Source organism: Kribbella sp. NPDC043289 (genome assembly GCF_056436705.1).
This window is the reverse complement of the sequence record NZ_JBWKCB010000001.1, coordinates 21582-47944: the sequence shown is the minus strand read 5'-3', so window position 1 is coordinate 47944 and position 26363 is coordinate 21582. Positions and strand designations below refer to the sequence as shown.

The following is a 26363-nucleotide window of genomic DNA, read 5'->3' as shown; positions in this document are numbered from 1 at the left end:
AACGGGTAGTGACGGCGAACGACAGGAGGTAGCGCCGGTCTGCCAGGAGTCCGCCCACTCCGGCGTCGCACTACCCCCCGTCGTTCGGTACCGGCCTCAGGTGTCGTGCTCGAGGATCCGAACCCTCGGCACCTTCAGCAGCTTGCGGGCCTTCGCGATCCAGTCCGAGCACAGGAAGGCCGCGGCGGTCTCAGGCCAGGCCACCACCACGACGTCGTGGCTCCCGGTGGTCTTCACCATCTGCATGAGTGCCAGCAGCACCTCGCCGTGCGTGATGGAGACGTGCACCGGACAGCGGCTCGCGTCCCGGAGCCGGCGGGAGCTGTGCTCGATCACCGAGGCGAGGTCGACGTCCGGGTCGGCGAGTGTCGCCGTCGGTGTTCGGCTCGGTGTTCGGCTCGGTGTTCGGCTCGGTGTTCGGCTCGGTGCCGGCGGGCTGACCCGCGCCGACGGGCCGGTCGCGGAGCCGACCACGGACGCCGAGCCGGTGAGACCGGCAACGTCCGCGAACGACGAGCCGAGCAGCGCCATCGGGCCGCCGAACCCACGCTCCGGATGGCTGGAGACCAGCAGGTGGTACTCCACAGGTTCTTCGAGTTTCGCGTGCAGGGCGGCAACGCGGCGCGCGTCGCCCTCACTCATCTCCCGCTCGATGAGTACCACCACGTCGTACGTCATGCGTGGCTCCCTTCGCAGTCAATTCCGTTGTACTCCTGCACCGGACCGCGCCAAAGGAAGGCCCGCGCGTCCGTCACGGAATTGTCAAAGTCCTCTCAGGTTCTCCCCAGACTCGCCCGGCCGCAGGTGACGGGTCGCTCAGGCCGCGCCGACACTGGCGCGGGCGCGGCTGTCAGGCGCCAACTCGGCCAGCAGATGCGGCGCGTCGATCAACGTGAGGCTCGCGCCGTCCAGCAGGCGCGGATGCAGCGCGTACACTTCCGCCCCCGGTCGCGGGGTGACGTCGCCGGCCAGCACCGCGACGAAGTCGGACCGGTGCGCGGCGTCCTCGTCCCACCGCCGGTCGGGCTCGCGGCGGGCGATCACCCGGCGCGCGAACGTCGTCAGGTCCTCGGCCGGGTCGCGCAGGTAACCGACCACGGACCCGTCGGCGCAGCGGACCGCGATCTCCTTGGTGCGCGCGGCGGCGTGCCAGCAGCACAGCTCCCACAGGCTCACCCGGTCCCCCGCGCCGTGGACCTCTTCCAGAGTGGCGGCCATCAGCCCGAGCTGACCGCCGTACCGCGCGATGTTGTGGCCGTAGCCGGCGGCGCCGAGGTTCACGTCGTACCAGCGGAGTTCCTTGGTGTGGAGGTCGACACCGAACGGCATCAGGATCTTCGCCGGCCCGGACAAGTCGAACCGGTCCGTAACCGCGGCCGGGTCGAAGAGGCCGTTCGGTTGCCGCATCACCCCGACGATCCCCCGCTCCAACTCCTCGAACGGTACGTCGTTGTAGCTGAACACCACCGGCAGCACATACCGACCGCCGACCCGGCGCACCGCGCGCAGATCGAGGTCCACGAACTCCGTCGACCCGTCCGGCCCGGGCGCCGACGTCAGGTCGCCGGAGTGCACCAGCGCGTCCTCGTCGAAGCGCAGCCGGGTGTAATCGCAGAGCCCGACGAACGCCCACTCCTCGTCGAACACCGCGACCGAGAGATCAAGATCGACTCGCCGGCCGCGCGGCTCGATCCAGTGCAGGAACAGCCGCAACAGCTCGTCCTGCGGAATCGGCACCGCGCTCCCGCGCGTCATCCGCAGCCGGCTCGCCGAGGAACTCCGCTCCGAACCGGGCGCCGCCAGCCGGACCAGCTCCTCGTCCAGGAACGCGCGCCGGCACCGCGGCAGATCCGTTGCCCGCCGCAACATTTCCGTGGTGAGCACCCCGGCCAGCTCGGACCCGAGCTCGGCCGGCAACGGCTCGCGGTCGTCGACCGACGTCCAGATCCGCGTCGTCCCGCCGCGCGGGAAGAACAAGCGCAGATCGCCCGGCGGCGTCCGCACCTGGCCGAGCGCGGCCGTGACGACCGCCGGTGAAACGTCGGAGACCACGGTCGTCAGTGCGTCGACGAGCGCGGCATGCTGCTCCGGCGGCAGGGCACGTGCCAGGTGCACGAGGCGGCGCACCAACTCGCCCGGCCGCTGGCGCAAGAGGTCCAGCGCCTGCTCCGGACGCCCGGAGGCGAAGGCACCCTCGACCCGCGCGGCGTAGGTGCTCATCACCAACCGCCCACTCTCCACCCGGACCAGTGGATGCCGCGACGCCTCCCCGGCGACCGCCCGCCCCGCCGCGCTCCCCAGATCCAGATCGGTACGGCGGAGGATCGCGAACGCCAGCGCGGCGACCGGGAACCGAGTCGCGAACTCGAAGGGATGCAGGTTCTCGCCGATCCGCTTCCAGGCACGCTCGTGGCGGAGCATGTCCTCGACCAAGGTCTCGACCGGGAACCGGTCCAGCCGCCGCAGCACCAGCCGACGCGTTGCCCGGGGCAACGACTTGCGCTGGGCCGGCGGCGTCCGCAACCCGGGATCGGCATCCATCAGCGCGTAGACCACTCGCAGGACGTCGGTCGCGGTCGTCGCGCGCTCGAGCAGCTCCGGATCGTCGGCGAGGAAATGAGCAAGCACCAGCGCCCGGGTCTCCCGGACCGGGATGTCCTCCGGCAGCCACGCCGGGGTCGCGCCGTGCAGCAGCACCTGCAGATCTGCGCGGTCCGCTGCAGACAACGGCGCGCGCCGAGCCAGCAGCCCGTCGATGGTCTGCCGCAGCGAGTCGGCTGTTGCCAGCGAGAGCAGCCGCAGCCGCTCCGAGCGGACGTGGGCCGGGTGCTCCTCGTCGGCGGCCGGCTTGAGGAACGGGTCGTCCGGATCGATGCGCCGCAGGCACAACGGGCAGGCGCTGAGGTCGCTGCCGTCCCAGCACGTGCGGCAGACCAGATGCGCGCAGGGCGAGACGGCGTGCACGGAGGTAGTGTCACCGCAGAGCACACAGGGCTGGTCGGGCTCCTGCAGCAGGCGGGCGAAGACGCGGTTCACATAGAAGGTCTCAGTGTTGCCCGGGACACCCTCCGGGAAGCCGCGGAACAGCGGGGTGTGCTCGGCGTCCTGACCGGACTCCGCGTCCAGCAGGTCGAGCAGCGTGGTGCCGAACCCGGCCAGTGCGGGGGCCGACAGCGCAGCGCAGTACCTGTAGAGGCCGACCGAGAGCAGGAAGCCGCGCTGGATCAGGTCGGCCTGGAGCGCGGACAGGCCCGCCTGGATCGTGAGCGGGCGGCGCAGCCACTGCCAGGCGGAGCGTCTGACGGGTGGGGTCAGTGCCGTAGCGTCGACGAGCCGGCGGCGGCGCAGCAGAATCGCGGCTTGCGGGTCCGCTGACTCGTTGGGCATGGCGTCGTCCCCCTTGGGCGGTGGCGTCATCGACGAAGGCGCCAGGGGCGGAGAGCGGACGCGCTACTTGGCCTGGTGAAGGAGAAGGAAGCACGTCCAGGAGCCGCCCCTGGCACTGAGAACGCTACCGGGAGCCACCGACAGTTTCGGACGGCCCCGGGGCCGGATCGGCCCCACAAAGAAGAGCTCCGGTAGCAGGGTCGGGGCCGCCCCGCCCAGACCCCGCTACCGGAGATCTCCAGAGTAGAGCGTTCATCCAAATAGTGCTCCACCGGGTCCCCTGATCCGGCCCGAACTGGCACAGATGCGCCGCAGGCAAACCCTTGAACCAGGTTTCGACACCCTTGTGATCACAGCCGGGAGGTGTCACGCGACAGATTGTGGTTACGGTCGTGAGTATGTCGGTTGGGGTGAGCGAACGGGCGCGGTGGCGCGACGTCTTCGGGCACGGGGAGTTCCGGGCGCTGTTCCTGGCCGGAGTGCTGTCCGTGGCCGGCGACCAGCTCGCCCGCGTGGCCCTGTCGGTGCTGGTCTTCGACCGGACCAAGTCCGCCGGACTGACCGCGATCACCTACGCGCTGACGTACGTACCCGATCTGCTGTTCGGGCCGCTGCTGGCCGGGATCGCCGACCGGTTCCCCCGCCGTGGCGTCATGATCGTCACCGACCTCGCGCGGGCGATTCTCGTTGCAGCCATGGCGATCCAGGCCCTTCCGCTGGTCGTGGTGATCCTGCTGTTGCTCGCGTTGCAGGCGTTCGGCTCGCCCTTCAACGCGGCGCGTGGAGCGACGCTCCCCGCCGTACTGCCGGGTGACCACTACGTACTCGGCAAAGCCGCCAACGACATGGTCGTGCAGTTCAGCCAGGTGCTCGGGTTCGGGTTCGGCGGCGCCGTGGTGGTCGCTGTCGGTACTTCCGGCGGCCTGCTGCTCGACGCGGCGACCTTCCTCCTGTCGGCGGCTCTGATCGCTTTCGGGGTCCGAAAACGACCCGTCCCGACAAGTGGCACAGATGCGCCATCGACCGGCTACCTGAGCGACCTGAGGTCCGGCATCTCACTGGTCGCACGGACGCCGAAGCTCCGCGCGCTCGTCTTCCTCGCGACGATCGCCGGGTTCTACGTGACCGTGGAGGGCCTGGCAGTCCCGTACGCGCACCAGATCGGCCACGGCACCACAGCCGCAGGCATCCTGCTCGCTGCCAGTCCGGCCGGCTGTGTGCTCGGGATGTGGCTGATCACGCTGTGGACGCCTGAACGTCGGCTCCGGCTGATCGGACCGCTGGCGGTCGCGGCCTGCGTTCCGCTGGTGTTCTCCGTGCTCCAGCCGGGGCTGGCCGTGACTATCTGTCTCTGGGCACTGTCCGGAGTCGCCTCGGCGTACCACCTGCCGACGAGCGCGGCCTTCATCCAGGCAGTGCCCGATCACCAACGGGGCAAGGCGTTCGGCGTGGCCGGCACCGCGCTGAAAGGCAGCCAAGGCCTCGGCATTCTGCTCGCAGGCGTGCTGGCAGAGCCGCTGGGCGCCGCTGACGCACTCGCTGTGACCGGTGCCGCGGGTGCAGTACTCGCGGCCCTGGCGGGCGCCGCCTGGGCGCGCGCCCGCCGAATCGGCGGCGATTCCGGGAATCCCGGTACGGTAAATTCTCCGGCTCCCGGGTTTAACTCGTGAGCGAGTTCTCCGGAATGTAAGACACAGGTAAAGATTTACCTTTCGTCACCAATCGTTGCCGTTGGTGGCGGTCCGCGGCGCGAACCAGTCGTTACCGCCGGTGAACCAATCGTTGCCACCGCCGGTGAACCAGTCGTTACCCCCGGTGAACCAGTCGTTCCCGCCGCGGAACCAGTCGTTGCCGCCGGTGAACCAGTCGTTGCCGGTGCTGTTGACGCGCGCTGCCTTCTGCATGATTTCTCGACCCTTCTGAAGTGACCAACTGGTGGAATACCCCGACCATCGGGGTGACCTGACGTGAACAGGTCGTTACTATGAACGCATAACCGCTCAGATCGACTGCGTGTGAGGCTCAAATGATTCTGATCGGTCGGAGCAGTTGGGTGCCACCCCGGCAATGGAAGCTCTGGTCGCTACCGAGGTCTGCGCTCGGTTATGTGCTCGCGATTGATGTGATTGCGGTCACGATTACCACACTGGCGGTGCGGGGCACGCTGAGCGGGCCGAATTCCGGCGTCCGACACTCGGAGTGGGTGGCGTTCGTCGTGCTGGCCATCGCGTCGACCCTGCATCTGGAGTGTGCCCGCGGAATCGAGCGCCGACGCGAACTGGCAGCCAATACTTCTCCGCACACGAATCTCAAGTGCCTCTGGATCTTCGCGGCCCTGTTGCTGCTCCCGCTCTCGCTAGTGATCCCGCTGGTCGTGCTGGCCTACGCCTACTCGTGGTTCCGGGTGTACGGCCGGACCGTCGCGCACCGCAAGGTCTTCTCCACCGCGACCTACATCCTGGCCAGCGCTGCCGCTGCCGCCGTGCTGCGTGCAGGTGGTCTGCTGACCGAGCCACGGGTGCCGACCGGCCTCTGGTCATTGCTGGTCGTCCTGGCGGCGGCCGCGACCTGGTGGCTGGTGAACTACGCGCTGGTGATCGGCGCGATCATGCTGTCGAGTCCCGAGGCCACTGCGCGTGAAGCGCTCGGTGAGCTGTCGGACCAGCTTGTCGTTTGCGCCGGCCTGGGGCTCGGCGTAGCGATCGCTGCGGTGCAAACGTCGTACCCATGGGTCGTTCCGGTGCTCATGGTGACGGTCCTGGCGCTGCACCGCGATCTGCTGCTTCCGCAGTACCAGCGGGCGGCTGGCACGGATTCGAAGACCGGGCTGGCCACCTCGTCGTACTGGGCGACCGCAGTGCCCGCGGAGCTTGCCCGCGCGGACACTCTGCGCAGCACTGTGGGTCTGCTGATGCTGGACCTCGACAAGTTCAAGGAGATCAACGACACCTACGGTCACCCCGCGGGTGACGAGGCGCTGCGTGCGGTCGGTGCGGGCATCCGTGCGGAGGTCCGGCAGGGCGATCTGGTCGCCCGCGTCGGCGGTGACGAGCTGGCGGTGCTGCTGCCGGGTGCGTCCGAGGGCGAGGTGCTGGAGATCGCGGAGCGGATCAGAGAGCGGCTGGTGAGCCTCACGGTCGCAGTCAGTACGACGAACGGCGGCTCTGCTGCGATCACCGGCGTACCCGCATCGTTCGGTACGGCGATCTACCCGCACGTCGCGACGACCATGGACCAGCTCATCCTGGCGGCCGACGACGCACTGCTGACGGCCAAGCGGTCCGGGCGCAACCAGATCGTCGCCGCGCGCCCGCTTCCGCCGGCTGTCATGGAGCAGCCGGAGCAGTCGGACCGCACAGACCACTCCGGCCACCCGGTCACTGACTGACGCTGATCAGGGCCTTCCCGCGCAGTGTGCGGTTCTCCAGCGCCCGATGCGCGTCGGCGACGTGGTCGAGGTCGTAGACCTGGTCGACGACCGGTCTGAGATCGCCCGCGACTGCACGGGCGATCACGGCGGCGCCGCTGACCGTCGTGGTCGTCGTGTCGGCTCGGAGGTCCATGATGCCCTTCACCGTGACGCCCCGGCGCTCGGCCTCGGCCGGGTCGAAGGAAGCGAAACCGCCGCTCGGTGCACCGTGAGCCGAGAACCATCCGCCGTCCTTCACCACGCTGAACGCGGCCGCTCCCAGCTCGCCCCCCGCGCCCTCGAAGACGATGTCGGCACCGTTCACCAACTTCTCCCAAGACGGCTGCCCGTAGTCGATGAGTACGTCGGCACCTTGTGCCCGGCTCAGCTCAAGCTTCTCCTCGCCGCGCGCGGCCGCGATCACCCGCGCTCCGGCCGCGTGCGCCAACTGGATCAGTAGCAGACCCATACCGCCGGCGGAGGCCGTGATCAGCACGTCCTTGCCCGCCATCGACGGTGCGAGCTCCTCGAGCATGAGGGCCGTGAAGCCGTCGCCGTACACCGCGACCGCGGTCTGGAGGTCAAGCTCGGCCGGCACCTCGACAACGTCGGTGCTGGTCAGGGCCAGTTCGGCGTGACCACCGAAGCTGATCGTGCGGCCGACGACCGTCTTGCCGATCCACTCCGCCGGTACGCCAGGACCAACCGCGCGGACCCGGCCGCCGACGGTGTTGCCGGGCACGTACGGCGGCTCGACGTCGAAGAACTGACCGTGCTGACCGCGGCGGATTGCGGTCTCGACGAAGATGACGTCCGCGGTGTGAACCTCGACCAGCACCTGGCCGTCGGCCGGCTCGGGATCCGGCAGGACACGGGTCTCGATCACGTCGGGGCCGCCGAACGCGGCGACTACTGCTGCGCGCATATCTGAACTCTTTCTCGTGGTTCCCTCGGATCTCCGAGAGTGCAACCTCAACGTTGGTTCAGGTCAAGCCCGGGATTGTCGGCGGTCCGGCGTACTGTGCAGGGCATGCTCGACGCCGTCTTCGTCCCCGCCGACCCGCCCCGCGCGGGCCGGCTGGCGCTGTACGGGGACCTGACCGCCGCGGGCGAGACCGCGGACGGGACGGTGGATCTCGTCCTCCCGCGCGGCAGCACGGTCCGGCGTACGACGGTTCCTGCGCGGCTGCTCCGGATCTCCGAGGTCCTCAGTCGGCTGACCACGCTCGATGGAGTAGAGGGGAGCTTCGCGGCCTGGCGGGCGGCGGGGCTGGCTGGGCTGGTGTTGATCGGGCGTGGGCGTCTGGTGCCGGATCAGAGCGCGGAGGGGTACGGCGCTTGGCGGGTGGCACCGCTCGATCCGCTCGACCGCGCTTGGCTGCGCAACCTGAGCGCCGCGATGCCGGCGTACGGGCATGCCCTTCCCATCGAAGGCACCCGCCCGGTGCGGCTCGTCGATCCGGAGCAGCTCGTGCGCGCGTTCTGGGACGCGCTCGCCGACGCTCTGGTCCGCACACCCGCCGCAGCCGTCGCCACCCGTCCCGGCGCCACCCCCTTCGCCGCCATCGACCCCACGCCCCTCCCCGACCCCACCACCTGGCTCGAAGAAACCGCCCTAGCCGAAGAAGCCGGCGCCCGCCTCGTCCTCCGCATCGAGCCGCCCGACTCGCCTGATGAGGCCGTCGAGGTGCAGGATGTGGAGAATTTTCGGGCGGTGTTGCAGTTGCGGAGTGGGGTGGATCCGAGTCTGTTGGTGGATGTCGCGGACCTGTGGAACGCGCCCGCCGCCGTCCTCACCGCGCTCGGTGAACGCGCCGAAACCGACCTCCTGCTCGCGCTCCGCCGCGGCGCGCGAGTTTGGCCGCCGCTCGGTTCCGCCCTGCGCGACGCCGCCCCCGAAGAGGTCCCGATCGACGACGAGGCGCTCGAGGAACTCGCCGAAGGCAGCACGGCCCTCGAAGGCGCCGGCATCGAGGTCCTCTGGCCGACCGAGCTCTTCGCCGGCGAACTCGCGGTCCGCGGCACCGTCGCCACTCCGACCCCCGGCGCGATCACCGGCCCCGATTTCAGCCTGAACGATCTCGTCGCGTTCCGCTGGCGCCCGACTCTCGACGGCGCCGACCTGACCGAGGCCGAGGTCGCCGCGCTGGCCGAGGCGAAGCGCCCGATGATCCGGATGCGCGGCCGCTGGATCCGCGTCGACCAGGACGTCGTACGACGACTCCGCGCCGGCTCCACCCGCGAGCTCACCGGCGCGGAAGCGCTCGGCGCCGCCTTGACCGGGACGATCGACATCGACGGCGAGCTCATCCCGTTCGACGCCGACGGTTCGCTCGCCGCGATGCTCGCCCGGCTCCGCACCACCGAGGAGCCGGCGCCGTTCACCGACCCCGTCGGCCTCCGCGCCACTTTGCGCGACTACCAGCGCCGAGGCGTCGCCTGGATGGCGCAGCTCGCCAACCTGGGCCTCGGCGGATGTCTCGCCGACGACATGGGCCTGGGCAAGACGATCCAGGTGATCGCGCTGCACCTCCAGCTCGAGCGCCGCGGCCCCACGCTCGTCGTCTGCCCGTCCACATTGCTCGGCACCTGGGAGCGCGAGTTCGAGCGATTCGCGCCCGACGTACCGACCCGGCGCTACCACGGCGCCGGCCGGACCCTCGGTGACCTGGCCCCGGACGAGGTCGTGCTCACGACGTACGGCGTGGTGCGTCAGGACCACCGTCTGCTCGGTGAGGTCGCGTGGGGCCTGGCCGTCGCGGACGAGGCCCAGCACGCGAAGAACCCGTTGTCGCGCACCGCCCGCGCACTCCGGACGTTGCCCTCAGCAACCAGAATCGCGCTCACCGGGACCCCGGTGGAGAACCGGCTCTCCGAGCTGTGGTCGATCCTCGACTGGTCGGCGCCAGGTCTGCTCGGGACCCTCGACCGGTTCCGCCACGACGTCGCCGTACCCGTGGAGCGGTTCCATGACGAGGAGGCGACCGCGCGGCTCGCCCGGGTGACGCGGCCGTTCCTGTTGCGCCGCCGGAAGAGCGATCCGGGGATCGCCCCGGAGCTGCCGCGCAAGTCCGAGCACGACGTCGTCGTACCGCTCACGACCGAGCAGGCCACGCTGTACCAAGCGGTCGCGAAGGAGACGCTCGCCAAGATCGAGTCGGCCGAGGGGATCGCCCGGCGCGGGCTGGTGCTGAGTCTGCTCACGCAGTTGAAGCAGGTCTGCAACCATCCGGCGCAGTTCCTGCACGAGCCCGGTCCGCTGGAGCGGCGGTCGGGCAAGCTCGCCGCGCTCGACGAACTGCTCGACGTGATCCTGGCCGAGGGCGAGTCGGTGCTGATCTTCAGCCAGTACGTCGAGATGTGCCGGCTGATCGAGGCGCATCTGGCAGCGCGGCAGGTGAAATCGTTGTTCCTGCACGGCGGGATCGGGGTGCGGAAGCGCGAGCAACTCGTCGAGGAGTTCCAGTCCGGCGCGGCGCAGGTGTTCCTGCTGTCGTTGAAGGCCGGCGGAGTCGGGTTGACGCTGACCCAGGCGACGCATGTCGTGCACTACGACCGCTGGTGGAATCCCGCGGTCGAGGATCAGGCGACGGACCGCGCGTACCGGATCGGCCAGGACCGACCGGTGCAGGTCCATCGGCTCGTCACCGAGAACACGTTGGAGGACCGCATCTCGACGGTCATCAACGCGAAGCGCGACCTCGCCGACGCGGTCGTCGGGTCGGGCGAGGCGTGGTTGAGCGAGCTGTCGGACGCGGAGCTCACCGAGCTGGTCGAGCTGTCGACCGGTCCGGCCAAGTCGGGGTCGGCGAGTGCGTACAACCCTTCTGCCGTTGGGAAATCCGATGCCTGACGAGGAACGGATGCCCTGGCAGGGCTGGCGACGGAAGGGCGAGGACGCGGGGTTGCCCGCCGCCAAAGGTCCGGGCAGCAGGCGGACGTTCGGAGCGACGTGGTGGGGGCGCGCGTGGTTGGAGGCGCTCGAGCAACGGGCCCGGCTTGATCCGGGGCGGCTGTCGCGCGGGCGGTCGTACGCGCGGCGCGGCAGTGTGCTGGAGTTGACGGTCAAGCCTGGCGAGGTCGAGGCGGTCGTCCAGGGCAGCCGCGTCACGCCGTACCAGGTGACGGTCCGGATCCGGGCGTTCGATCGCGACGAGTGGGACGCCGTACTCGCGATCGTGTCGGCGCAGATCGGGCGGGTGGCGGCGTTGCTCGACGGGGAGCTGCCGCCTGAGGTCGTGGACGATGTCCGCGCTGCTGGGTTGGACCTGCTGCCGGGGGCCGGTGAGGTTCTGACGCACTGCACGTGCCCGGACTTCGCCGTACCGTGCAAGCATTCCGCGGCCGTCTGCTACCTGATCGCCGATGCGTTGGACGACGATCCGTTCGCCCTCCTACTCCTCCGCGGCCGCCGCAAGGACGAACTCCTCACCACCCTCCGCTCCCGCCGCGCCACCACCTCCGCTCCTCCGTCGGCACCCCGCACTCCCGCCCCACCCGGCATCCCAGCCATAGCCGCCTTCGCCCGCCACCCGCCCACCAAATCCACCGAGCAGGTTGCCGGTGTGGTGCCGGTGCCGGCGCCACCGCGTCCGCTGGCCGCGCCCGGTGTGCCCGCAGCGGTTCGGGTCCTGGACCCACCCCGCTCCTCCGGCGTCGACGTACGCGACCTCGTCGCCCTCGCAACCGACGCCGCCCGCCGATCCTGGGAGCTCGCCTCCGGCGACGGCGACGGAGGCCTGACCCTGACCTTCGAACAGGACCTCGCCCGCCGAGCAGCCGACGTCCTGGGTACGCCGACCCTCGCCGACCTCGCGCACCGCGCCGGCATCTCGGCCCGTCAACTCACCACCTGGGCCACCGCCTGGCGCCAAGCCGGCCGCGGCGGCCTAGCCGTCACCGTCGACGCACCCCACGACGTCGCGCCCGAAGCCCTAACCGAAGCCCTAGAAGCCCTCCCCACCGCCACCACCGAAGCCAACCGCGTAACCACCGGCAAGCTCCAACTACGCCTCGGCCACGACAACCTCTGGTACCGCTTCGACCAACAATTCAACGACTGGACCCTCACCCGCCCACCCACCCCAAACCCCCAAGACCTCCTCTGAGCACCCCCAGCACGCGCCAAACCTCAGGTCCCGCAGCGGCCGCGTCACCCGCACCGCCCGCCTGGCACCAGTCACCCGCCACATCCGCCGAAACAGTCGTCAGCTCTCGGGACCGGAGACCCCCAACGGTGTCCGGACACAGGCAATAACAGGTCCCCAGACACCATTTCCTGTCCCCAGTCACCACATGCGGCGGCCGTAGGAGGTCCAGGCCGTAGGACGAGATGCGCCCGATCCCTATCGTGGTGCTCGCGCGCGCCATCCCTCCGGCTTACTCCTGAGCCGCTGCCTTACTCCTGAGTGCTGCGGGCGGTGACGAAGGCGTGGGTTATGCGGGTGATGAGGGCGTACGGGATGGGCTGGGTGAGGGGGAACTTGAGGGTGCCTTTGCCGGAGCGGTAGGGCTCGAGGGCGGCGGTCAGGGGCTCGTCGGCGGGTGGGATCGGGTAGAGGGCGATGTGGGACTTCCAGCCGCTGAAGTGGACGAGGGCGGTGCCGTCGAGGGTGATCGTGGGGATCTGGTAGCTGATCTTCTCCCCCGCACCGGGTGCGGCCGCGTGGATGGTCCGCCGTACCTCCTCCAGTACCTCGCGGACTTCCGGAGGGTACGACGCGATGTACTCGTCGACCGTCTCGAATTTCTCAGCCATTCGACTGTCCTTCCGTCAGCGGAACGAACGGCATCGGTTCGGGTGTCGGGGACCCGTCCCAAGGCTCGTCCAAGGGTGTCGGCCGCCATTTCCACGAGTCTCGCGCGGGAGTGCCCGGGACCGCAGCGCGACCGGTGAGCCGCCGAAGTTCCAGCCACGCGTCGTCGGCCACCCGCGGCTCGTGAGGGAACAACCGTGTCAGCACTCGCTCACACACGTCGGTCGGCGGCGACAGCGTGCAATCGAGACCGGTCGCAAGATCCTCGCCATGCACCAGCATCTCGACACACCCCATCCCGGCGAACCCTTCCGGATCGCCGTATCCAAAGGGATGGAAGGCCCGAGTATCAGGCGAACTCGCGTAAACCACGCGTGCGAGGATCCTCCCCGCCGCCTCCACGAAGTCGAGTACGCCGGCCGGTGGAGCCAGCTCCTGCGGCCGGGCGAACCACCGCACGTACTGCGTCCGCGCCCCCACCACGAGCTGCGACGCCCAGTGCAGTTGGGCCTGACCGATGTGCTGAGCCGTGTCGCGGCAACTCCACTCGATCGAGCCGGCCCTGACGTGCCAGTCCGCGTCCGTCGCCGGCCGGAGCGCCTCGACCACACAGTCGGTTGCCGCCTCGAGGTCTTCCGCCGTCACCATTCCTGGTCCCTTCGCCGGATTCGCCACTCAGTGTGACGGTCCGGCCGGACGAAAAACAGTCTGTTGCGCGGCGCCCCTTTTTGTCATAGATAGAAGGAAGGGCGGGTTACCCCCGACGGCGCAGCGAGGTGTGCTTCTCCAGCTCGGCGACCAGGTGCTCGGCGATCGTCGCGTGACCGGCGACTGTCGGGTGGACGAGGTCGGTGCAGTCGTCCTCGCTGATCCAGCCGGTCGAGTCGATGCAGACCAGGTTCGGGTCGTCGAGGGACTTCACCGCGGCGTGGATCGTCTCCGCGTGCTTCCCGTTGAACGGCGTGAGCGACACGATCGTCGTCCCCGGGTACGCCGCGCGCACCCGGCGTACGTAGTCGGCGTACTCCTCGATGTCCAGCGTCGGGTCGTTCACCCCGAGGTTGATGACGACGACGTCGGACGCCTCGACCCGCTCGGCCGGTGAGCCGGCGAAGTTCCAGCCGAACGAGTCCACACCGGCCGGCACCTCACCGTTCCCCGGCTTGCTGATCCCCTGACTCCCGAACCCGACCTGGTACGACGTCGCGCCGAACGCCCGCGCGGTCAGATACGCGTACGACGTCGTACCGTCCGCGCCCTCCGACTCGGGATGCGTGCTGAGCGACCGCACGCCCTGCGTGATCGAGTCGCCGTAGAACTCCAGCCGCGGGCCGCTCGGCCGGCCGCTCAACCGCAGTACCGACCTCGTGTCGAGGACCAGCCCGGCGAACACGACCGCGCACCCGAACGGCGGGGTCCACCGGTTGGCGTGCTCGTTGACGTCCTTCACCACGACGGTCACGTGGTGCCGGCCGTCCGCCGCGGACAGCTCGACGACCGGCTCCTCGATGACGTGCAGCTCGGGCTCGCCGTCGTCGACCGTGATCCACAGGTGCGGCGCGACCGTCAGACCGTCGGTGTCGAACAGCAACTGCAGCCGCTCACCCGCGTACGAGAACGAGATCCGCGACCCGGAGTTCACCGTGATCGCGACCCCGGGCTGGTGTCCCCACTGTCCTTCCAGGACGATGCGCGGATCGGACGGGGCGACGACCTCGCCAGGCTCGAACGGCACGAGATGCTCCTCTTCTTCGACGGCGGCGCCAATCCCAGCCATTCTGCCTGGCGCCTCACCAACCTTCCTTCCGAGCCCGCGCCTCGAACAGCAGGATGCCCGCGGACAGCGCGACGTTGAGCGAGTCGGCCTGCCCGAGCATCGGGATCGACACCGCGTCGAACCCCTCCGCATGCCACTGTCTCGACAGCCCCGAGCCCTCCGACCCGACCACGAAAGCCGTCGGGCCGTCGTACTGCGGAACTCGGTAGGTACCGGTCGCCGCGGGGTCCGCGAGGTGGACGCGGAAGCGGTGACTCCGCAGCCAGTCCGCCGCGGCCGGGATGTCGTCGAACTCCACGATCGGCGTGGACAGGACGGTGCCGCGACTCGCGGAGTACACGGCCGGATGGGTCGGGCGGGCGCGGCGACTGGTCAGGACGAGACAGTCGACGTTGGCGGCGTCCGCGGTCCGGATCAGGGTGCCGAGGTTGCCGGCGTACTCGACGCCGTCCGCGACCAGGACCAGGGACCGGCTGGTGAACCGGAGCGCCTGCGGCCGCCATTCCGGAACGCGGGCGATCGAGATCAGGCCGTCGGACCGCGTCTTGCGGGACAGCCGGGCGAGCAGCTTCTCCGAGATGCGGTACACCTCGGTGGCTCGGGCGGCGATCCGGTCGATGTCCGTCGTACCGGCCTCGGGACACCAGAAGAACGTGTCGATGGTGGTTGCCGTGGTGAGCAGGCGGTCGTGTTCCCAGGCTCCTTCGACCATGATGCGGCCGGGTGAACCGTCCTTCCGCAGGGTGAGCAGGTCACGGACACGGGGGTGTTGCGCGCCTACGGTGCGCGCGTGGTGCACAGTCATGTGCAGAGCTCCGAACGGAGAGAATCAGCAAGCGCGCCGGGGACCCCGCGACAGGGCCCGCACCGGCGGGGCGACGCCTGAACGGCGCCGTGGTTCTGACGCGGCCTTCCCGACCGCGTCAGCCAAGGATTCTCATCACACTCCGGATGCTAGGCACCCGCGACAGTGCCGTCACCCGGTTTTCCACAGGCGGGCGGGGCGTGAGTTTTGGTCTGTCGGCGGCGGTGGTTAGAGTCCTTTTCTCTGGTAGCCCCGGTCGCTATCACACGGGAGGGAGTGCGGATGGACGCGACACTGCTCGACGCCGAAGCCGAAGCGGCTGTGCTGCGCGTCTACCGTCAGGTGTTCGCCGTGCTCGCCCGCGAGGCCGGCGCGATGATCGTCGATCCCGACCTGCTGGACGTCGACCAGGCGATCCTGGACGCGTTCGCCGAGGCCGGCAGCGACGGTCTGACCGTGGAGCAGGCCACGCTCGCCTGCCGCGCGTATCCGCACGACGTGATCGTCCGCCGCTTCGACGTCCTGCGGCAGTACGGCGCGATCACCAAACTCGTCGACCGTCCGAACGAGCTGCGGCACCGCGCGGCGTTCGCGCCGTACGTGATGCTGATGTTCCTGCGCCGGATGTCGGTGCAGGGCGGTCAGGCCGAGTTGCACCAGCTGCTCACGCTCGAGGCGCACAGCGTCAGTGACCCGCAGGCGACCGCCGACGACGGCAAGGCCTCGATCGGCCGGCTGACCAAGGTCTTCCGCCTGCTCGGCAACGAGCTGGCCATCCTGGTCTCGACCAGTACGACGGCGCAGCTCCGGGAGAACGCCCAGCTCGCCTGGGGCAACGAGCGCCTCATCGAGCAGGCCGAGAAGGTGCACCGGCTCGTCCTCGGCCGCTGGCCCGAGCTGCATCGCGACTGCACCTCGCTCCGGATGGCCCTGGCCGCGTACGCCGACGCCGTCCAGCTCGCCGCGGGCCGCCTGGTCGAGCGAGCCGGTACGACGCGGGCGCTCGGTCTGCTCCCGATCGAGACGTGGCTGACGTTCAGCCGGAGCAGCGAACCAGAGACACTCGCCGCCGTACTCGACGGTCTGCTGTTCGATGCCGCCGCGCCGGACTTCTCCGCGCAGACGATGGTCGAGGCGGTGGAGACCGGACGCCGCAGCGGTACTGCGCGGATGGCGCCACCACGACCAACAGCCGACGCTGAAGCGCCTGAGTCCGCTGCCGCGACGGACCGCGAGGACTTGCGCGCCGAGGCCGACCGGGTGCTGGCCGGTCGACCAGCGGTGGACATCGTCGAGGTCATCGACGCGGCCGGCGACTGGATCACCGCGCGCCGCGTGCTCGCCGAGCTGACCGCAGCACATCTGCACGACGAACTGGACTACGAGCTGGTCTGGTCCGACGGAATGCGGATCGACCCAACGGCAGGAACGCCGTGGGCCACCGAGGGCGTGTTCCGCCGGGTGACCCGATGAGCGAGGCGGTCGAGCGGCGGCTGTACAACGCGATCTGGTGGGCCAAGGTGCAGTCCTCCGGCCCGCTCGAGGTCGACCCCGATACTCCGGCCGTCGCCGGTCTCACCCGGGCCGCGGCTCCGGACGGCGCGACCGTCTGGCTCGTGCCGACGCTCCCGTCCGGCGCGGGTCACGGCGTCCTCGAGGAGCTCGGCGCTCCCCCGGTCGCCGTCGAGCAGCCGAACGAGACGGCCCGTTTGCTGGCGATCTGTGTCGCCTGCTGCTGGACGGACCGCAGCGCGCCGGCCTGGCCGGGCACGACCGGCACCCTCGCGCAGGTCAGGTCCGTGTACGCCGGGATGCGCGGGCGCGCCGAACAGTCGAGCGATCTCACCCTGATCATCGGCAGCCTGCGCCGCCTGCACGCGACGCATTGGATCCGCTGGGACGAGAAGAACGCCGAGGTCCGGCTCGGCCCGCGAGTCATCACCTGGACCGCAGCCGACCTCTCCACCCTCCGCGACCTCTGCCGCCACCTCCCCGACCCGCCCACCCCCATCCTGTCGACCCACCAGGCGGAACCGCCCCCGGCCGACGCGCTCCCCGACGCCGCGCTCGCTGACGGTGTCTCCTCCGATGAGTTGGAGGTGCCGGATGAGTGAGCAGCATGCGTTGTTCGATTCGTTGCTCCAGGACCTCAGCGATCGGTCCCGCGACGAGGTGCTGGCCGCGTTCAGCGCGGTCCAGTACGCCGCGCACCCGGTCCCCGAAGTACAGCTCGCCGGCCTCCGCGACGTGACGTTGCGCCGCCAGGTCCAGCGAATGCTCAAACTGATCGGCCGAACCCTCGTCCACGTCGACGGCACCCACTGGACCGCCGGGTACGACGACGACATCGCCGCGACCCTCACCGCGCAGGGCTGGCAGCCGTTGTCGGCCATCGATCGCGCGGTGCTCGTACTCGTGCTGATCCATTCAGTCGCGATCCCGCGCAGCGAAGGCATCCTGACCGGCGACAGCTGGAAGTCCGCGCGCCCGACCACTGTCGACGAGCTGCGAACCACAAGGATCAGCGGCGAGGAGCGGCGCCTGGCGCTGCAACGGCTGCGCGCCGCCGGCCTGATCCAGCTGTCCGGCGACCACTCCGGCGGCCCGTCGTACATCCCGGGTCCGCAGCTGCAACGCCTCACGCCGGCCGCGCGCCGCCGGTTACAAGACCAGTTGATCCTCGCGGCCGCCCCGGCCAGCCCGATCGCGGAAGCCATCCGCGCGCGGAACGGCGGTCCAGAACCAGCTACGACAACGGGAGACGACGCGTGAGCGCTGCGGAAGACGGGCCGTTCGACATCCTCGGGTCGAAGGTGCTGCTCGGCGTCCAGGTCGTCGACCTGTCGCGGCTGTCCACGCACCCGATCCCGATGATCGGCCGCGGCCTGATCACGGTCGCCGGTCAGGGCCCGACCGACTCCAACGGTGCCGGCAAGTCGTCCTGGATCGCCGCGCTCAGCCTGCTGCACGCCGACGACCAATGGCGCCTCACCAGCGGCGCCCCGGGCGCGGCCGAGCTGCTGTTCACGGCCGAGGCAGCCGGCCAGGAAGGCAACTGGTCGAACGTCGACCGCGGCTACATCGTCGGCGTCTTCTCCGACCCCGACCTGACCGACCTCGACGAGATCGAGACGGCCGCGGTGACCGTCTGGATCCGCATCAACCGCAAGGCGTCGTATCTCGATCTGCGCTGGAAACAGGGCCTGCACATCCCGTACGGCGCGACCGAGGCCGAGCGCGCCGCGGGCGCCGACGCGCTGTGGGCCGCCCTCCCGCACTCCAACGGCCGCACGGACTTCCACGCCAACAAGCTCTCCCAGGTTCTGTACGGCGGTCAGGTCCGCTGCGTCTCGTTCCTGTCCACGTCGGTCCGCTCCAGCCCGACCGCGAACCTCCTCGCCGAGCCGCTGAACGAACTCGGCCCGGCCCGGATCTTCAACGCGATCGCGACCCTCACCGGTCTCGACCACGAGCTGGAGCAGGAGCAGGCGCACCGATCCGCCGAGCACACGCAGCGCGAAGCGACCAAGCAGGCGGCCGCGGACCTGCAGCGCTGGGAGCAGGAGATGGCGACTGTCGAGGCCGGCATCCTGCAGCGCGCCGCCGCCCGGGAGGCGCTCGCCGCCGCCAAGGAGTCCTGGCAGGCGCGCTCCGCCCGCCACCTCATCGACGGCGCCGCGCGGAACGACGAGATCGTGCAGGAGCTTGCCGTCCTCGACGGGCGGGTCGCCGAGCAGCAGGCCCGCAAGGAAGCCATCGAGACCGAGATCGATGCCTTCGGCAACGAGGAGGGCATGCTCCGGGACGTGCAGCTGACCCGCCAGGAGCGGGACAAGCTGGACGCCCGCGACCGCGAGCTCGACCTGGCGCAGCGTTCGGTTCGCGAGCAGCTGGAGCGGCTCGGGCAGGAGCATCGGCGGCTGCTGGAGGCGGGTCGTTCGGCGGACGGCCGCGACCTCGCCGCGGCCGGCGAGGAGCAGGCCGAAGCGCGCGTGGTCCTCGAGGAGCACATCGGCCAGGACCACGCCGCCCGCGTCGCTGTCCAGCACGCGACGGCCGATCTTCGGGAAGCAGAGAGCGGACAGACGGTGTCCGCGCCCCAGCAGCAGGTCCTGGAAAACGCCGGCATCGAGTGCGGCGCCCTCACGGACATCACCGAGCTGCCCGAATCCGATCGCGCCGAATGGGAGCCGCGGCTCGCGCCGTACCGTGAAGCCGTTGTCATCGACGCCGGTGACGCGACCGTGGCGTCGACCGCGCTGGCCGACGCCGGGTACTCCGGATTCCTTCTGGTGCTGGCGAATCGGCCCGGTGCGACGAAGAAGGCCTCGACGAAGCGCGGGCCGAAGTCGGCCGACAAGCGGTTCGTGCTGGAAGCGTTCTTCGCGACGATCGGCGAGCGGGCGACCAAGGACAGCATCGACGACGTCGCCGGTGTGGTCGCGGTCGGGCAGTTCGACGAGCCGATCACCGGCCGGACGGCGCGGATCGAGGCCGCGCGCCGCCGCGTGGAGGGCGCCGTCGAAGCCCGCGCCGAAGCGTCCGCCGCGCTCGATCAGGCGCGATCCCGGGTCGATCAGGCAGAGCGCCGTACGGCGGCCGCTCGCGCACTCGCCGACGCGGAATCGGTGCAGGAACGGATCCTCGCGCTGCGCGAGACCGTCGACCGGCACGAGTCGGATCGCGATTCGCTCGCTCCGCAACTGCAGGCAGCCAAGGACTCCGCCGAGACGGCCGCCGGGCAGCAGCTCGTTCGTGACGAGCGGCTGAAGAACCTGGAGGCGACCCGGCGCGACCACGACCGGATCCTCGACGAGCTGACCGGTCGCCGGCTCACCCTGCTCGAGGAGCAGACCGCGCTCGACCTCACCACCCGGACCACGGCGTGGGGCGGAACACCCGCGGAGGCCGAGGAGTTCATCGTTGGTCTCCCCGACGATTCCCAGCGCCGGACGACGGCCGACTGGAACCACCAGGCGTGCACGCAGCTCGACGACGTCATCCGCCGCTGCTTCCCGAACGCCCGCTCCCGGGACGAGATCCCGACCGAGCTGTGGGAGATCCTGAACGGACCGGACGGCTGGACGAACGGCACGCTCGGCGACCGCGTCGGGTTGGTGCCGGCCCTGCACCGGACCCTGAGCAGTCACCGCGCCCAGCACGAGACGTTCGACAGTCTGCAGCAACAGCAGATCGCCAGCCAGCGCGCCGAGCGGAACGCCGCGCTCGAGCGCGCCCGCGAAGGTCTCGGCGAGGCGGAGAGCACCGCCCGCGCCCACCGCGCGTCGCTTGCCGACGGCATCACGGCGCGGCTTCGCCTGGTGTCACAGGAGTTCGACCGCCTCGACCAGCAGTACGGCGGGTACGGCGCGAAGCTCGAGTTCCCCGAGCCCGACCCGCCGGCCGAGCCCGACAAGCCGTGGCGCTGGACGGTCACGCCGAAATGGCGGCGCTCCGAGGGTGGTCCGTTCTCCGCATTCAACGTGAAGGGCAACACCGCCCAGATGGACGAGAAGGCGGTCAAGCTGGTGTGCGCGGCCGCGCTCGCCGGCGGATCGGACCGGCCGCTGTTGCTGATCCTCGACGAGCTCGGCCGCAACCTCGGCTCGCAGCACCGGCGCGAGGCGGTGGCACTGTTCGAGCAGATCGGCCGTGACCGCAACATCACCGTCATCGGCGCGCTCCAGGACGACATGGAGCGGTATGCGCTCGCGTCGTCCCGGCTGTACGTGAAGCTCCGGCGCAGCTCCGACACGATGCCGTACAACCAGGCTCCGGTGGTGAAGGGCAATGAGGACAACGCGTCCCGGGTCGAGCTGCTGCGCGAGTGGATGACGTCGTACCGCGGTTCGACGCCGACGCTGGAGCCGACGCTCACGTAGTTGTCGGAGGTGCCTTCTAGAGTGCGTGCACATGACGTCCAGCAGGCACGACGGAGACACCTGGGATCTCGCATCCAGCGTCGGATCGACCGCCACCATGGCGGCCGCTGCTCGAGCGATCGCGACCCGTACGGATCCTCGGCTCATCGACGACCGGTTCGCGGCGCCGCTCGTCCAGGCCGTCGGCCTCGATCTCCCCACCAAGCTCGCAACCGGTGAGGTGCCGCACGACGGGCTGGTCGAGCAGATCTGGATCGACATCGCCAAGATCCGCACGAGGTTCTACGACGAGTTCTTCCGCGATGCCACGAACGCGGGCATCAGGCAGGTCGTGGTTCTGGCGTCCGGGCTGGATTCCCGCGCGTACCGACTCCTCTGGCCGACCGGAACGGTGGTGTACGAGCTCGACAAGCCGGAGGTCATCGAGTTCAAGACCCGGGCGCTCGCCGAGCTGGGCGCCGTACCCACTGCCGACCGTCGAGTGGCCGCAGTCGATCTGCGCGACGACTGGCCCGCCGTACTGCGCGCCGCGGGATTCGACCCGGCAGCGCCGACCGCGTGGAGTGCAGAGGGTCTGTTGGGCTACCTGCCTCCGGAGGCACAGGACCGCCTGCTCGACACCATCACCGAGCTCAGCGCGCCGGGCAGCCGCGTCGCCACCGAAAGCAGGCCCAACCCACAGTCGGGGGTCGAAGACAAGACGAAGGAGAAGCTGAATCGCCTGTCCGAACGCTGGCGTGCGCAGAACTTCGACTCCGATGCGGCAAGCCTGCGCTACTTCGGCGAGCGCAACGAAGCAGCTCCCTACCTGGTCGACCGCGGCTGGGCGCTGAGCGGGATCACCATCCGCGACTTGCTTGCCGCCAACAACCTGCCGGCGCTGCGGGACGACGCGATGCGGATGGGCGACATGCTCTACGTCAGCGGCACTCTGAACCCCGCGCAGTAGCTGGGCTACCGCGACGGCTGCGGTGTCGAGCAGTCGATCTTCGGGTTGGCTCCGATGTAGTTCAGCGGGCCCGCGACGATCGTGACTAGCACCGTGCCGACCTTGGCACAGGACGTCCGGGAGCTCTCGAAGTAGTTCCGCTGCGCCGCGGCCGCGAAACCGACAAGGAGCCAGACGACTAGGACGATCGTGAGTGCACGGGAACGCGTCGCGGAAGCTCTACGGGTGCTCATGTCCATCTCCTGTTTCGGTGGACCCCCGTGCAACGCACCTCAAGTGCCCGCGGCGAAACGGCCAGAAACTCAGACCTCCCGGAACTCGTAGTACGGCTTGATGTGCGCGTTCACGTACGCACCGATGCTTGGTGCGGCCAACAGCGCCGCGTACGTCGGTTGCGGGACGTCGAGGTACTGGTAGATGTAGCCGTTCGCGTACTCGAGTTCCAGGGTGCCGTCGGACCATCCGATCGATCGGATGCTCGACGAGTTCACCGGGCGTCGCCGCACTCGTGACTCCTTCCGTGATCGAGCTGAGCGATCCAGTCTGCCGGTGCTGTCAAGGCGATCTCTCAGGGCGATGAAGACCTCTCCGGATCCTCGGTCTGCAGGCGCGCGAGCGCCCGGGCGAGATCGCCGACGGCGGTGTTGAGCTGGGTCAGCACGGTGTGGTCGATCGGCACCCGGCGCTGGTCGAGACCCAGGTTGGCGGTGAACCGGACCAGGGCGTCCGGCGGCGCCTGGTTGAGGTAGGTGTCCAGGGCCTCCTGCAGGTAGGGGCTGGGAACGACGTCCGGTTTCTCCCGCCACTTCGTCAGCGTGCGCGGCGATATCCCGAGCCGCTCGGCGAAGGCCTCGTTGGTCAGGCGGAGCGCCGTACGCAAGGCATGTGCGTGCCGGCCGGTCCATTCGTCGATGACTGTCATCCGTGTCGCTCCCTTGCGGCGTCGATTACTCCCTGCAATGAGAATATGGCGATTTGGTGATCGCCGGTGGGCAGAATTTGTGCGCTGTGGATACCGGTTGAGTTCCTGGTGAGGACCGCGGGCTGCGCGTTGACTTGGGCCATGGACGAGATCAGCGGGACAACCGCGACGCTGCCGCGGACCACCCGGCGGCGTCATCTGAAGGTCGCGAGCAAGTCCGGAGCACGCCGCTTCCAGCTGCACCGCCGCGTCGACGTCTCCGGAGTCAGCGGGACGGGTGTGATCGCCGAGGGCGTCGAGTGGAGCGACCGGACGGTCGCGCTGCGCTGGGGCGGGAAGTACCCGACGACCACCGTGTGGGAGGACGGCGTCGAGGCACTGCTGGCCATCCACGGACACAGCGGATCGACCACGATCCGCTGGCTGGACGAGTGATCACGCGGCCCCGATCCCGGCGGGGTGGGCCGACCCTGCAGACACCCCACCCCGCCGGCCTACTCGGTTCCGGCCTACTCGGAGAAGAACTGCTCCCGGTACGTCGCCTGCGCGGGCGACTGCGTCGAGCCGTTCACCCCCGAGCCGTTGACCCCCGACCCGTTCGGTCCGGTCTCATGGCGCACGTCCGTCGCGCCGCCCGCGTGGCGCGGCACCGGACGCTGCTGCGCCTCGTCGCTCGGGCTCTTCGACTCCACACCGTCGGGGCCGTCGGGACTGTCGGGGCTGTCAAGGCCGGCCGGATCGGCGAGTTCCTCGATCGCCGTGCTGAAGGCGAGTTCGGCACGGGTCGGCCGTTGGCGTTCGATCTCCTCTGCGGCCACACGCCGTACGGGGAGGTCGTTCGCCGCGGCCGAGAGTCCGGCGAGGGTGTCGAGGAGGCCGAGGGCGGTCTCCACCTCGCCGGGGTTGTTGACCAGCCACCAGACCGCCGCCGAGCCGGGCGTAGAGAAGACGTCGTCCTTCAGATACGCGCGTTTGTCCTGCTCCATGCGGCGCTCGAGCAGCGTGGTCTGTTCGCGGCGGTGCAGCGCCGCCAGATGCTGAAGGTGCTTCTGGTCCGCGTCCGGCAGCCGGAGCCGGATCTCGGTCGCCCACGCCCGGACTTGACCTTTCTCGTCCAGCGCAGGTTCGCCCAGAAGCGCGGCGAGGCGATGCTGATTCAGCGACTCGTCCGTCACCTGCTGGCGCGCGGTGAGCGATCGCGCGCGCTCCAGCAACGCGTCGACGGCCACCGCGCCGAGGTCCGCGTGCCGGGAGCCCGACAGGACGGTCGACCACTGGACCACGGCCGAGAAGCTGAACTGGAAGTCGGGCGACGCGGACGGCAGCCGCACGTCCGCGACCGTCCGGGACGGCGGCCCAGAGAAGACTGGCTCTGGGTCCGGGAGCACGACGGACGGCCGCGCAGCCTGCTGCTTCGCGACCACCGGCCACTGCTCGTCCGGCTGTTTCCACACGACCGCGAGCAACACCAGGAGCACCACGGTGAGCAGCACAGCCGCCCACGCCGGCAGTCGGATGACCAGCGAAACGAGGTACAGCACCAGGACGATCGCGGCAGCAGTCAGGAGCGAGTTCCTGTGGAGCTTCATGGTGGCGTTCCTTCACCGCGTAGGGCGGAGGTCAGCAGGTCAGCCAATGCACACCCGACGGCTTCCCCGACGTCACACCACCCGAGCCACCGGCCACCCAGACCACAGACTGCGCCACACGACGAGTCCACAAAAAGTCTCACACGCCTCACCCAAAGTAGTCGAAACCTGCGTGTCGCCGCTCAGCCAGTGGGACAGCGGCTCGACCGGCCGCGCGCCGGCTCAGCCGGTGAGGGAGCGGAGGGCTTGGCGGGAGGGGGTGAGGAGGACTGGTTTGTAGGGGCAGCGTTGGTCGGTGAGGGTTTCGTAGGCCTGGACGGCTCGGTTGGCGGCGTCCCAGCCTTGTTCGGCGGGGGTGCGGCCGAGGCCGCGGTTGCGGACCAGGGCGCCGTAGAAGGCGGAGCAGAAGACGGTGGCTTCGTACCACCCGATGACCGCGCTGGTGCCGATGTAGGTGACGTCGTCCTGGATGCAGTCGCGGATGGCGCGTTGCCACTTGCCGATCCCGGTCTTGCAGCCGTCAGCGATGACGACGCCGCTGGCGATCCCCCACTGGTGATCGAGGAACCAGTCGGCCAGCGACTTGAGCGAGACCTGGGTCTCGCCGTCGGTCGACAGGAAGGACGGCTCCTCGCTGTGGTCACCGTGTGCCATCACGTGCAGCACGGTCGACGGGGTGGTGAGGGCGGAGAACGCGGTCTCGTGGTCGCGGGTCCGGACGAAGTTCACATCGATGACCGGCTGGTCCCAGCCCGCGTTGATGTTGCCGGTGATGCCCTGCACGAAGGTCATCGACGCGTCGAAGGAGTTGTCCAGACCGAGGTCCACCAGAGTGATCAGCCGATTCCGCATTCGCCCATCCCTCCCAAGCTTTTCAAGCCCTGCGGGACCATGATGAGGCACGGATCCGACAGTTCGCGCCCCGGTGTACCAACGATGAGACCGGCCGCCCGGACCGTACGCCGTACGGCCGGTTCGTGGGCCGGTCCGACGAGTTCGGACGGTGACCGACGTACCGTGTTCGGGCAGCGGTTGACGAAGGAGGAGACGGATGAGCCACGTTCCAACGGTCACGTTGAGTCACCGATCCAGGATGCCCCGGGTCGGGCTCGGAACCTCACCGATGAACGACGCGGACGCCGAACGGGCGGTGAGTACGGCGCTCGAACTCGGCTATCGCCTGATCGACACGGCGGAGAACTACCGCAACGAGACCGGCGTCGGGCGGGCGTTGCGCGGCGCCCCGCGGGACGAGCTGTTCGTGACGTCGAAGTTCAACAAGCGCTGGCACAGCGTCGACGGCCCGTGGACCGCGTTCGAGGCGAGCGCGGAGAAACTCGGCGTCGAGTACCTCGACCTCCTGCTCATCCACTGGCCGAACCCGACCCAGGATCGGTACGTCGAGGCATGGCAAGGACTGATCGCCCTGCGCGAGGCCGGGCTGGTGAAAGCGATCGGTACGTCGAACTTCAAGCCCACGCACCTGCAACGGCTGATCGACGAGACCGGCGTGGCGCCGGAGGTGAACCAGGTCCAGCTCAGCCCGGTGTGGACGAAGGCCGCCGAGCGGGAGTTCCACGAGCAGCACGGCATCGTCACAGAGGCCTGGAGCCCGCTTGGCAAGGGCACGGAGCTCCTCAGCCACCCAACGGTCCAGGCGATCGCCGAAGCCCACGACCGCTCCCCCGGCCAGGTCGTCCTCCGCTGGGAGACCCAGCAGAACGTCGTACCGATCCCGAAGTCGGCCGACCCCGGCCGGCTCGCGCAGAACCTGGCGATCTTCGACTTCGACCTGACCAGCAACGAGCTGGCCGCGCTGGACGAACTGGACGGCACCGCGAAGCCGCCGGCGGACTCGGATCGTTCCGGCCACTGAACGCACCTCGG

General features: G+C 69.6%; 24 protein-coding genes. 11 read left to right on the top strand and 13 right to left on the bottom strand.

The annotated features are described in order from the left end of the window. Positions 1–96: 96 nt before the first annotated feature. Positions 97–678 carry a hypothetical protein gene (locus AC0662_RS00205; protein WP_478297434.1) on the bottom strand — a complete coding sequence of 194 codons (582 nt, stop codon included), beginning with the start codon at positions 676–678 and terminating at the stop codon, positions 97–99. Positions 679–816: 138 nt separating this feature from the next. Continuing rightward, positions 817–3387, bottom strand: a complete 2571-nt coding sequence (locus AC0662_RS00200; protein ID WP_478297432.1) for an MXAN_6230/SCO0854 family RING domain-containing protein — start codon at positions 3385–3387, stop codon at positions 817–819. Positions 3388–3785: 398 nt separating this feature from the next. Here AC0662_RS00200 and AC0662_RS00195 point away from each other — a divergent pair, with 398 nt between their 5' ends. Further along, positions 3786–5057, top strand: coding sequence for an MFS transporter (locus AC0662_RS00195; protein ID WP_452203198.1), 1272 nt, complete (start codon positions 3786–3788; stop codon positions 5055–5057). A gap of 45 nt (positions 5058–5102) precedes the next feature. On the opposite strand, the gene AC0662_RS00190 is transcribed toward AC0662_RS00195, so the two are convergent. Beyond that, on the bottom strand, positions 5103–5291 hold the full coding sequence (locus tag AC0662_RS00190) for a DEAD/DEAH box helicase (protein ID WP_452203199.1): 189 nt from the start codon (positions 5289–5291) through the stop codon (positions 5103–5105). A gap of 299 nt (positions 5292–5590) precedes the next feature. On the opposite strand from AC0662_RS00190, the gene AC0662_RS00185 reads away from it, so the two are divergent. After that, entirely contained in the window at positions 5591–6775 is a 1185-nt protein-coding gene (locus AC0662_RS00185) for a GGDEF domain-containing protein (RefSeq protein ID WP_452203200.1), read from the top strand. On the opposite strand, the gene AC0662_RS00180 is transcribed toward AC0662_RS00185, so the two are convergent. Beyond that, positions 6765–7721, bottom strand: coding sequence for a zinc-binding dehydrogenase (locus AC0662_RS00180; protein WP_478297430.1), 957 nt, complete (start codon positions 7719–7721; stop codon positions 6765–6767). The two genes, AC0662_RS00185 and AC0662_RS00180, sit on opposite strands and share 11 nt — an antisense overlap. Positions 7722–7826: 105 nt before the next feature. Between AC0662_RS00180 and AC0662_RS00175 the strand changes: the two genes are divergently transcribed. Both AC0662_RS00175 and AC0662_RS00170 read left to right on the top strand, forming a co-directional pair. Then, entirely contained in the window at positions 7827–10649 is a 2823-nt protein-coding gene (locus AC0662_RS00175) for a DEAD/DEAH box helicase (protein WP_478297428.1), read from the top strand. Further along, positions 10642–11904, top strand: a complete 1263-nt coding sequence (locus AC0662_RS00170; protein WP_478297426.1) for an SWIM zinc finger family protein — start codon at positions 10642–10644, stop codon at positions 11902–11904. The genes AC0662_RS00175 and AC0662_RS00170 overlap by 8 nt, the downstream gene beginning before the upstream one ends. A gap of 290 nt (positions 11905–12194) precedes the next feature. Here AC0662_RS00170 and AC0662_RS00165 read toward each other — a convergent pair whose 3' ends face one another. The 4 genes from AC0662_RS00165 to AC0662_RS00150 form a co-directional block, all read right to left on the bottom strand. Beyond that, positions 12195–12554 carry an iron chaperone gene (locus tag AC0662_RS00165; protein WP_478297424.1) on the bottom strand — a complete coding sequence of 120 codons (360 nt, stop codon included), beginning with the start codon at positions 12552–12554 and terminating at the stop codon, positions 12195–12197. Continuing rightward, entirely contained in the window at positions 12547–13200 is a 654-nt protein-coding gene (locus AC0662_RS00160; RefSeq protein ID WP_452203205.1) for a maleylpyruvate isomerase N-terminal domain-containing protein, read from the bottom strand. The genes AC0662_RS00165 and AC0662_RS00160 overlap by 8 nt, the downstream gene beginning before the upstream one ends. Before the next feature lie 106 nt (positions 13201–13306). Beyond that, positions 13307–14287, bottom strand: coding sequence for a GDSL-type esterase/lipase family protein (locus tag AC0662_RS00155; protein WP_478297422.1), 981 nt, complete (start codon positions 14285–14287; stop codon positions 13307–13309). A gap of 55 nt (positions 14288–14342) precedes the next feature. Further along, positions 14343–15134 carry a TrmH family RNA methyltransferase gene (locus AC0662_RS00150; RefSeq protein WP_478297420.1) on the bottom strand — a complete coding sequence of 264 codons (792 nt, stop codon included), beginning with the start codon at positions 15132–15134 and terminating at the stop codon, positions 14343–14345. A 282-nt stretch (positions 15135–15416) separates the two neighbouring features. Between AC0662_RS00150 and AC0662_RS00145 the strand changes: the two genes are divergently transcribed. Genes AC0662_RS00145 through AC0662_RS00125 form a run of 5 tightly spaced genes read left to right on the top strand, consistent with a single transcriptional unit; the run spans position 15417 to position 21965 of the window. After that, complete coding sequence (locus AC0662_RS00145; protein WP_452203208.1) at positions 15417–16607, top strand: hypothetical protein; 1191 nt, start codon at positions 15417–15419, stop codon at positions 16605–16607. Next, positions 16604–17248: a hypothetical protein gene (locus AC0662_RS00140; protein ID WP_478297418.1), complete on the top strand. Its 645-nt coding sequence runs from the start codon at positions 16604–16606 to the stop codon at positions 17246–17248. Before AC0662_RS00145 ends, AC0662_RS00140 begins: the two co-directional genes overlap by 4 nt. Then, positions 17241–17906, top strand: coding sequence for a hypothetical protein (locus tag AC0662_RS00135; protein WP_452203210.1), 666 nt, complete (start codon positions 17241–17243; stop codon positions 17904–17906). Before AC0662_RS00140 ends, AC0662_RS00135 begins: the two co-directional genes overlap by 8 nt. Then, complete coding sequence (locus tag AC0662_RS00130) at positions 17903–21016, top strand: coiled-coil domain-containing protein (protein ID WP_478297416.1); 3114 nt, start codon at positions 17903–17905, stop codon at positions 21014–21016. The genes AC0662_RS00135 and AC0662_RS00130 overlap by 4 nt, the downstream gene beginning before the upstream one ends. Before the next feature lie 31 nt (positions 21017–21047). Next, positions 21048–21965: an SAM-dependent methyltransferase gene (locus AC0662_RS00125; RefSeq protein WP_478297414.1), complete on the top strand. Its 918-nt coding sequence runs from the start codon at positions 21048–21050 to the stop codon at positions 21963–21965. A gap of 5 nt (positions 21966–21970) precedes the next feature. On the opposite strand, the gene AC0662_RS00120 is transcribed toward AC0662_RS00125, so the two are convergent. From AC0662_RS00120 to AC0662_RS00110, 3 genes are all read right to left on the bottom strand, one after another. Continuing rightward, the gene (locus tag AC0662_RS00120; protein WP_452203212.1) at positions 21971–22198 is read right to left on the bottom strand and encodes a hypothetical protein; all 228 of its coding nucleotides are present in this window, start codon (positions 22196–22198) and stop codon (positions 21971–21973) included. A gap of 69 nt (positions 22199–22267) precedes the next feature. Beyond that, positions 22268–22471 (bottom strand): KTSC domain-containing protein, encoded by a 204-nt coding sequence (locus tag AC0662_RS00115; protein ID WP_452203213.1) that lies wholly within the window; start codon positions 22469–22471, stop codon positions 22268–22270. Positions 22472–22533: 62 nt separating this feature from the next. Continuing rightward, the gene (locus tag AC0662_RS00110) at positions 22534–22887 is read right to left on the bottom strand and encodes a helix-turn-helix domain-containing protein (protein WP_452203214.1); all 354 of its coding nucleotides are present in this window, start codon (positions 22885–22887) and stop codon (positions 22534–22536) included. 141 nt (positions 22888–23028) lie between these two features. Between AC0662_RS00110 and AC0662_RS00105 the strand changes: the two genes are divergently transcribed. Next, a complete protein-coding gene (locus tag AC0662_RS00105; RefSeq protein WP_478297412.1) occupies positions 23029–23322 on the top strand; it encodes a hypothetical protein in 294 nt (97 codons plus the stop codon). 74 nt (positions 23323–23396) lie between these two features. On the opposite strand, the gene AC0662_RS00100 is transcribed toward AC0662_RS00105, so the two are convergent. Together AC0662_RS00100 and AC0662_RS00095 are read right to left on the bottom strand one after the other, a co-directional pair. Beyond that, a complete protein-coding gene (locus AC0662_RS00100; protein WP_478297410.1) occupies positions 23397–24476 on the bottom strand; it encodes a hypothetical protein in 1080 nt (359 codons plus the stop codon). Between the two features lie 222 nt (positions 24477–24698). Then, entirely contained in the window at positions 24699–25328 is a 630-nt protein-coding gene (locus AC0662_RS00095; RefSeq protein ID WP_452203217.1) for a hypothetical protein, read from the bottom strand. A 199-nt stretch (positions 25329–25527) separates the two neighbouring features. Here AC0662_RS00095 and AC0662_RS00090 point away from each other — a divergent pair, with 199 nt between their 5' ends. Continuing rightward, the gene (locus AC0662_RS00090) at positions 25528–26352 is read left to right on the top strand and encodes an aldo/keto reductase (protein ID WP_478297408.1); all 825 of its coding nucleotides are present in this window, start codon (positions 25528–25530) and stop codon (positions 26350–26352) included. The last annotated feature ends 11 nt before the right edge of the window (positions 26353–26363 follow it).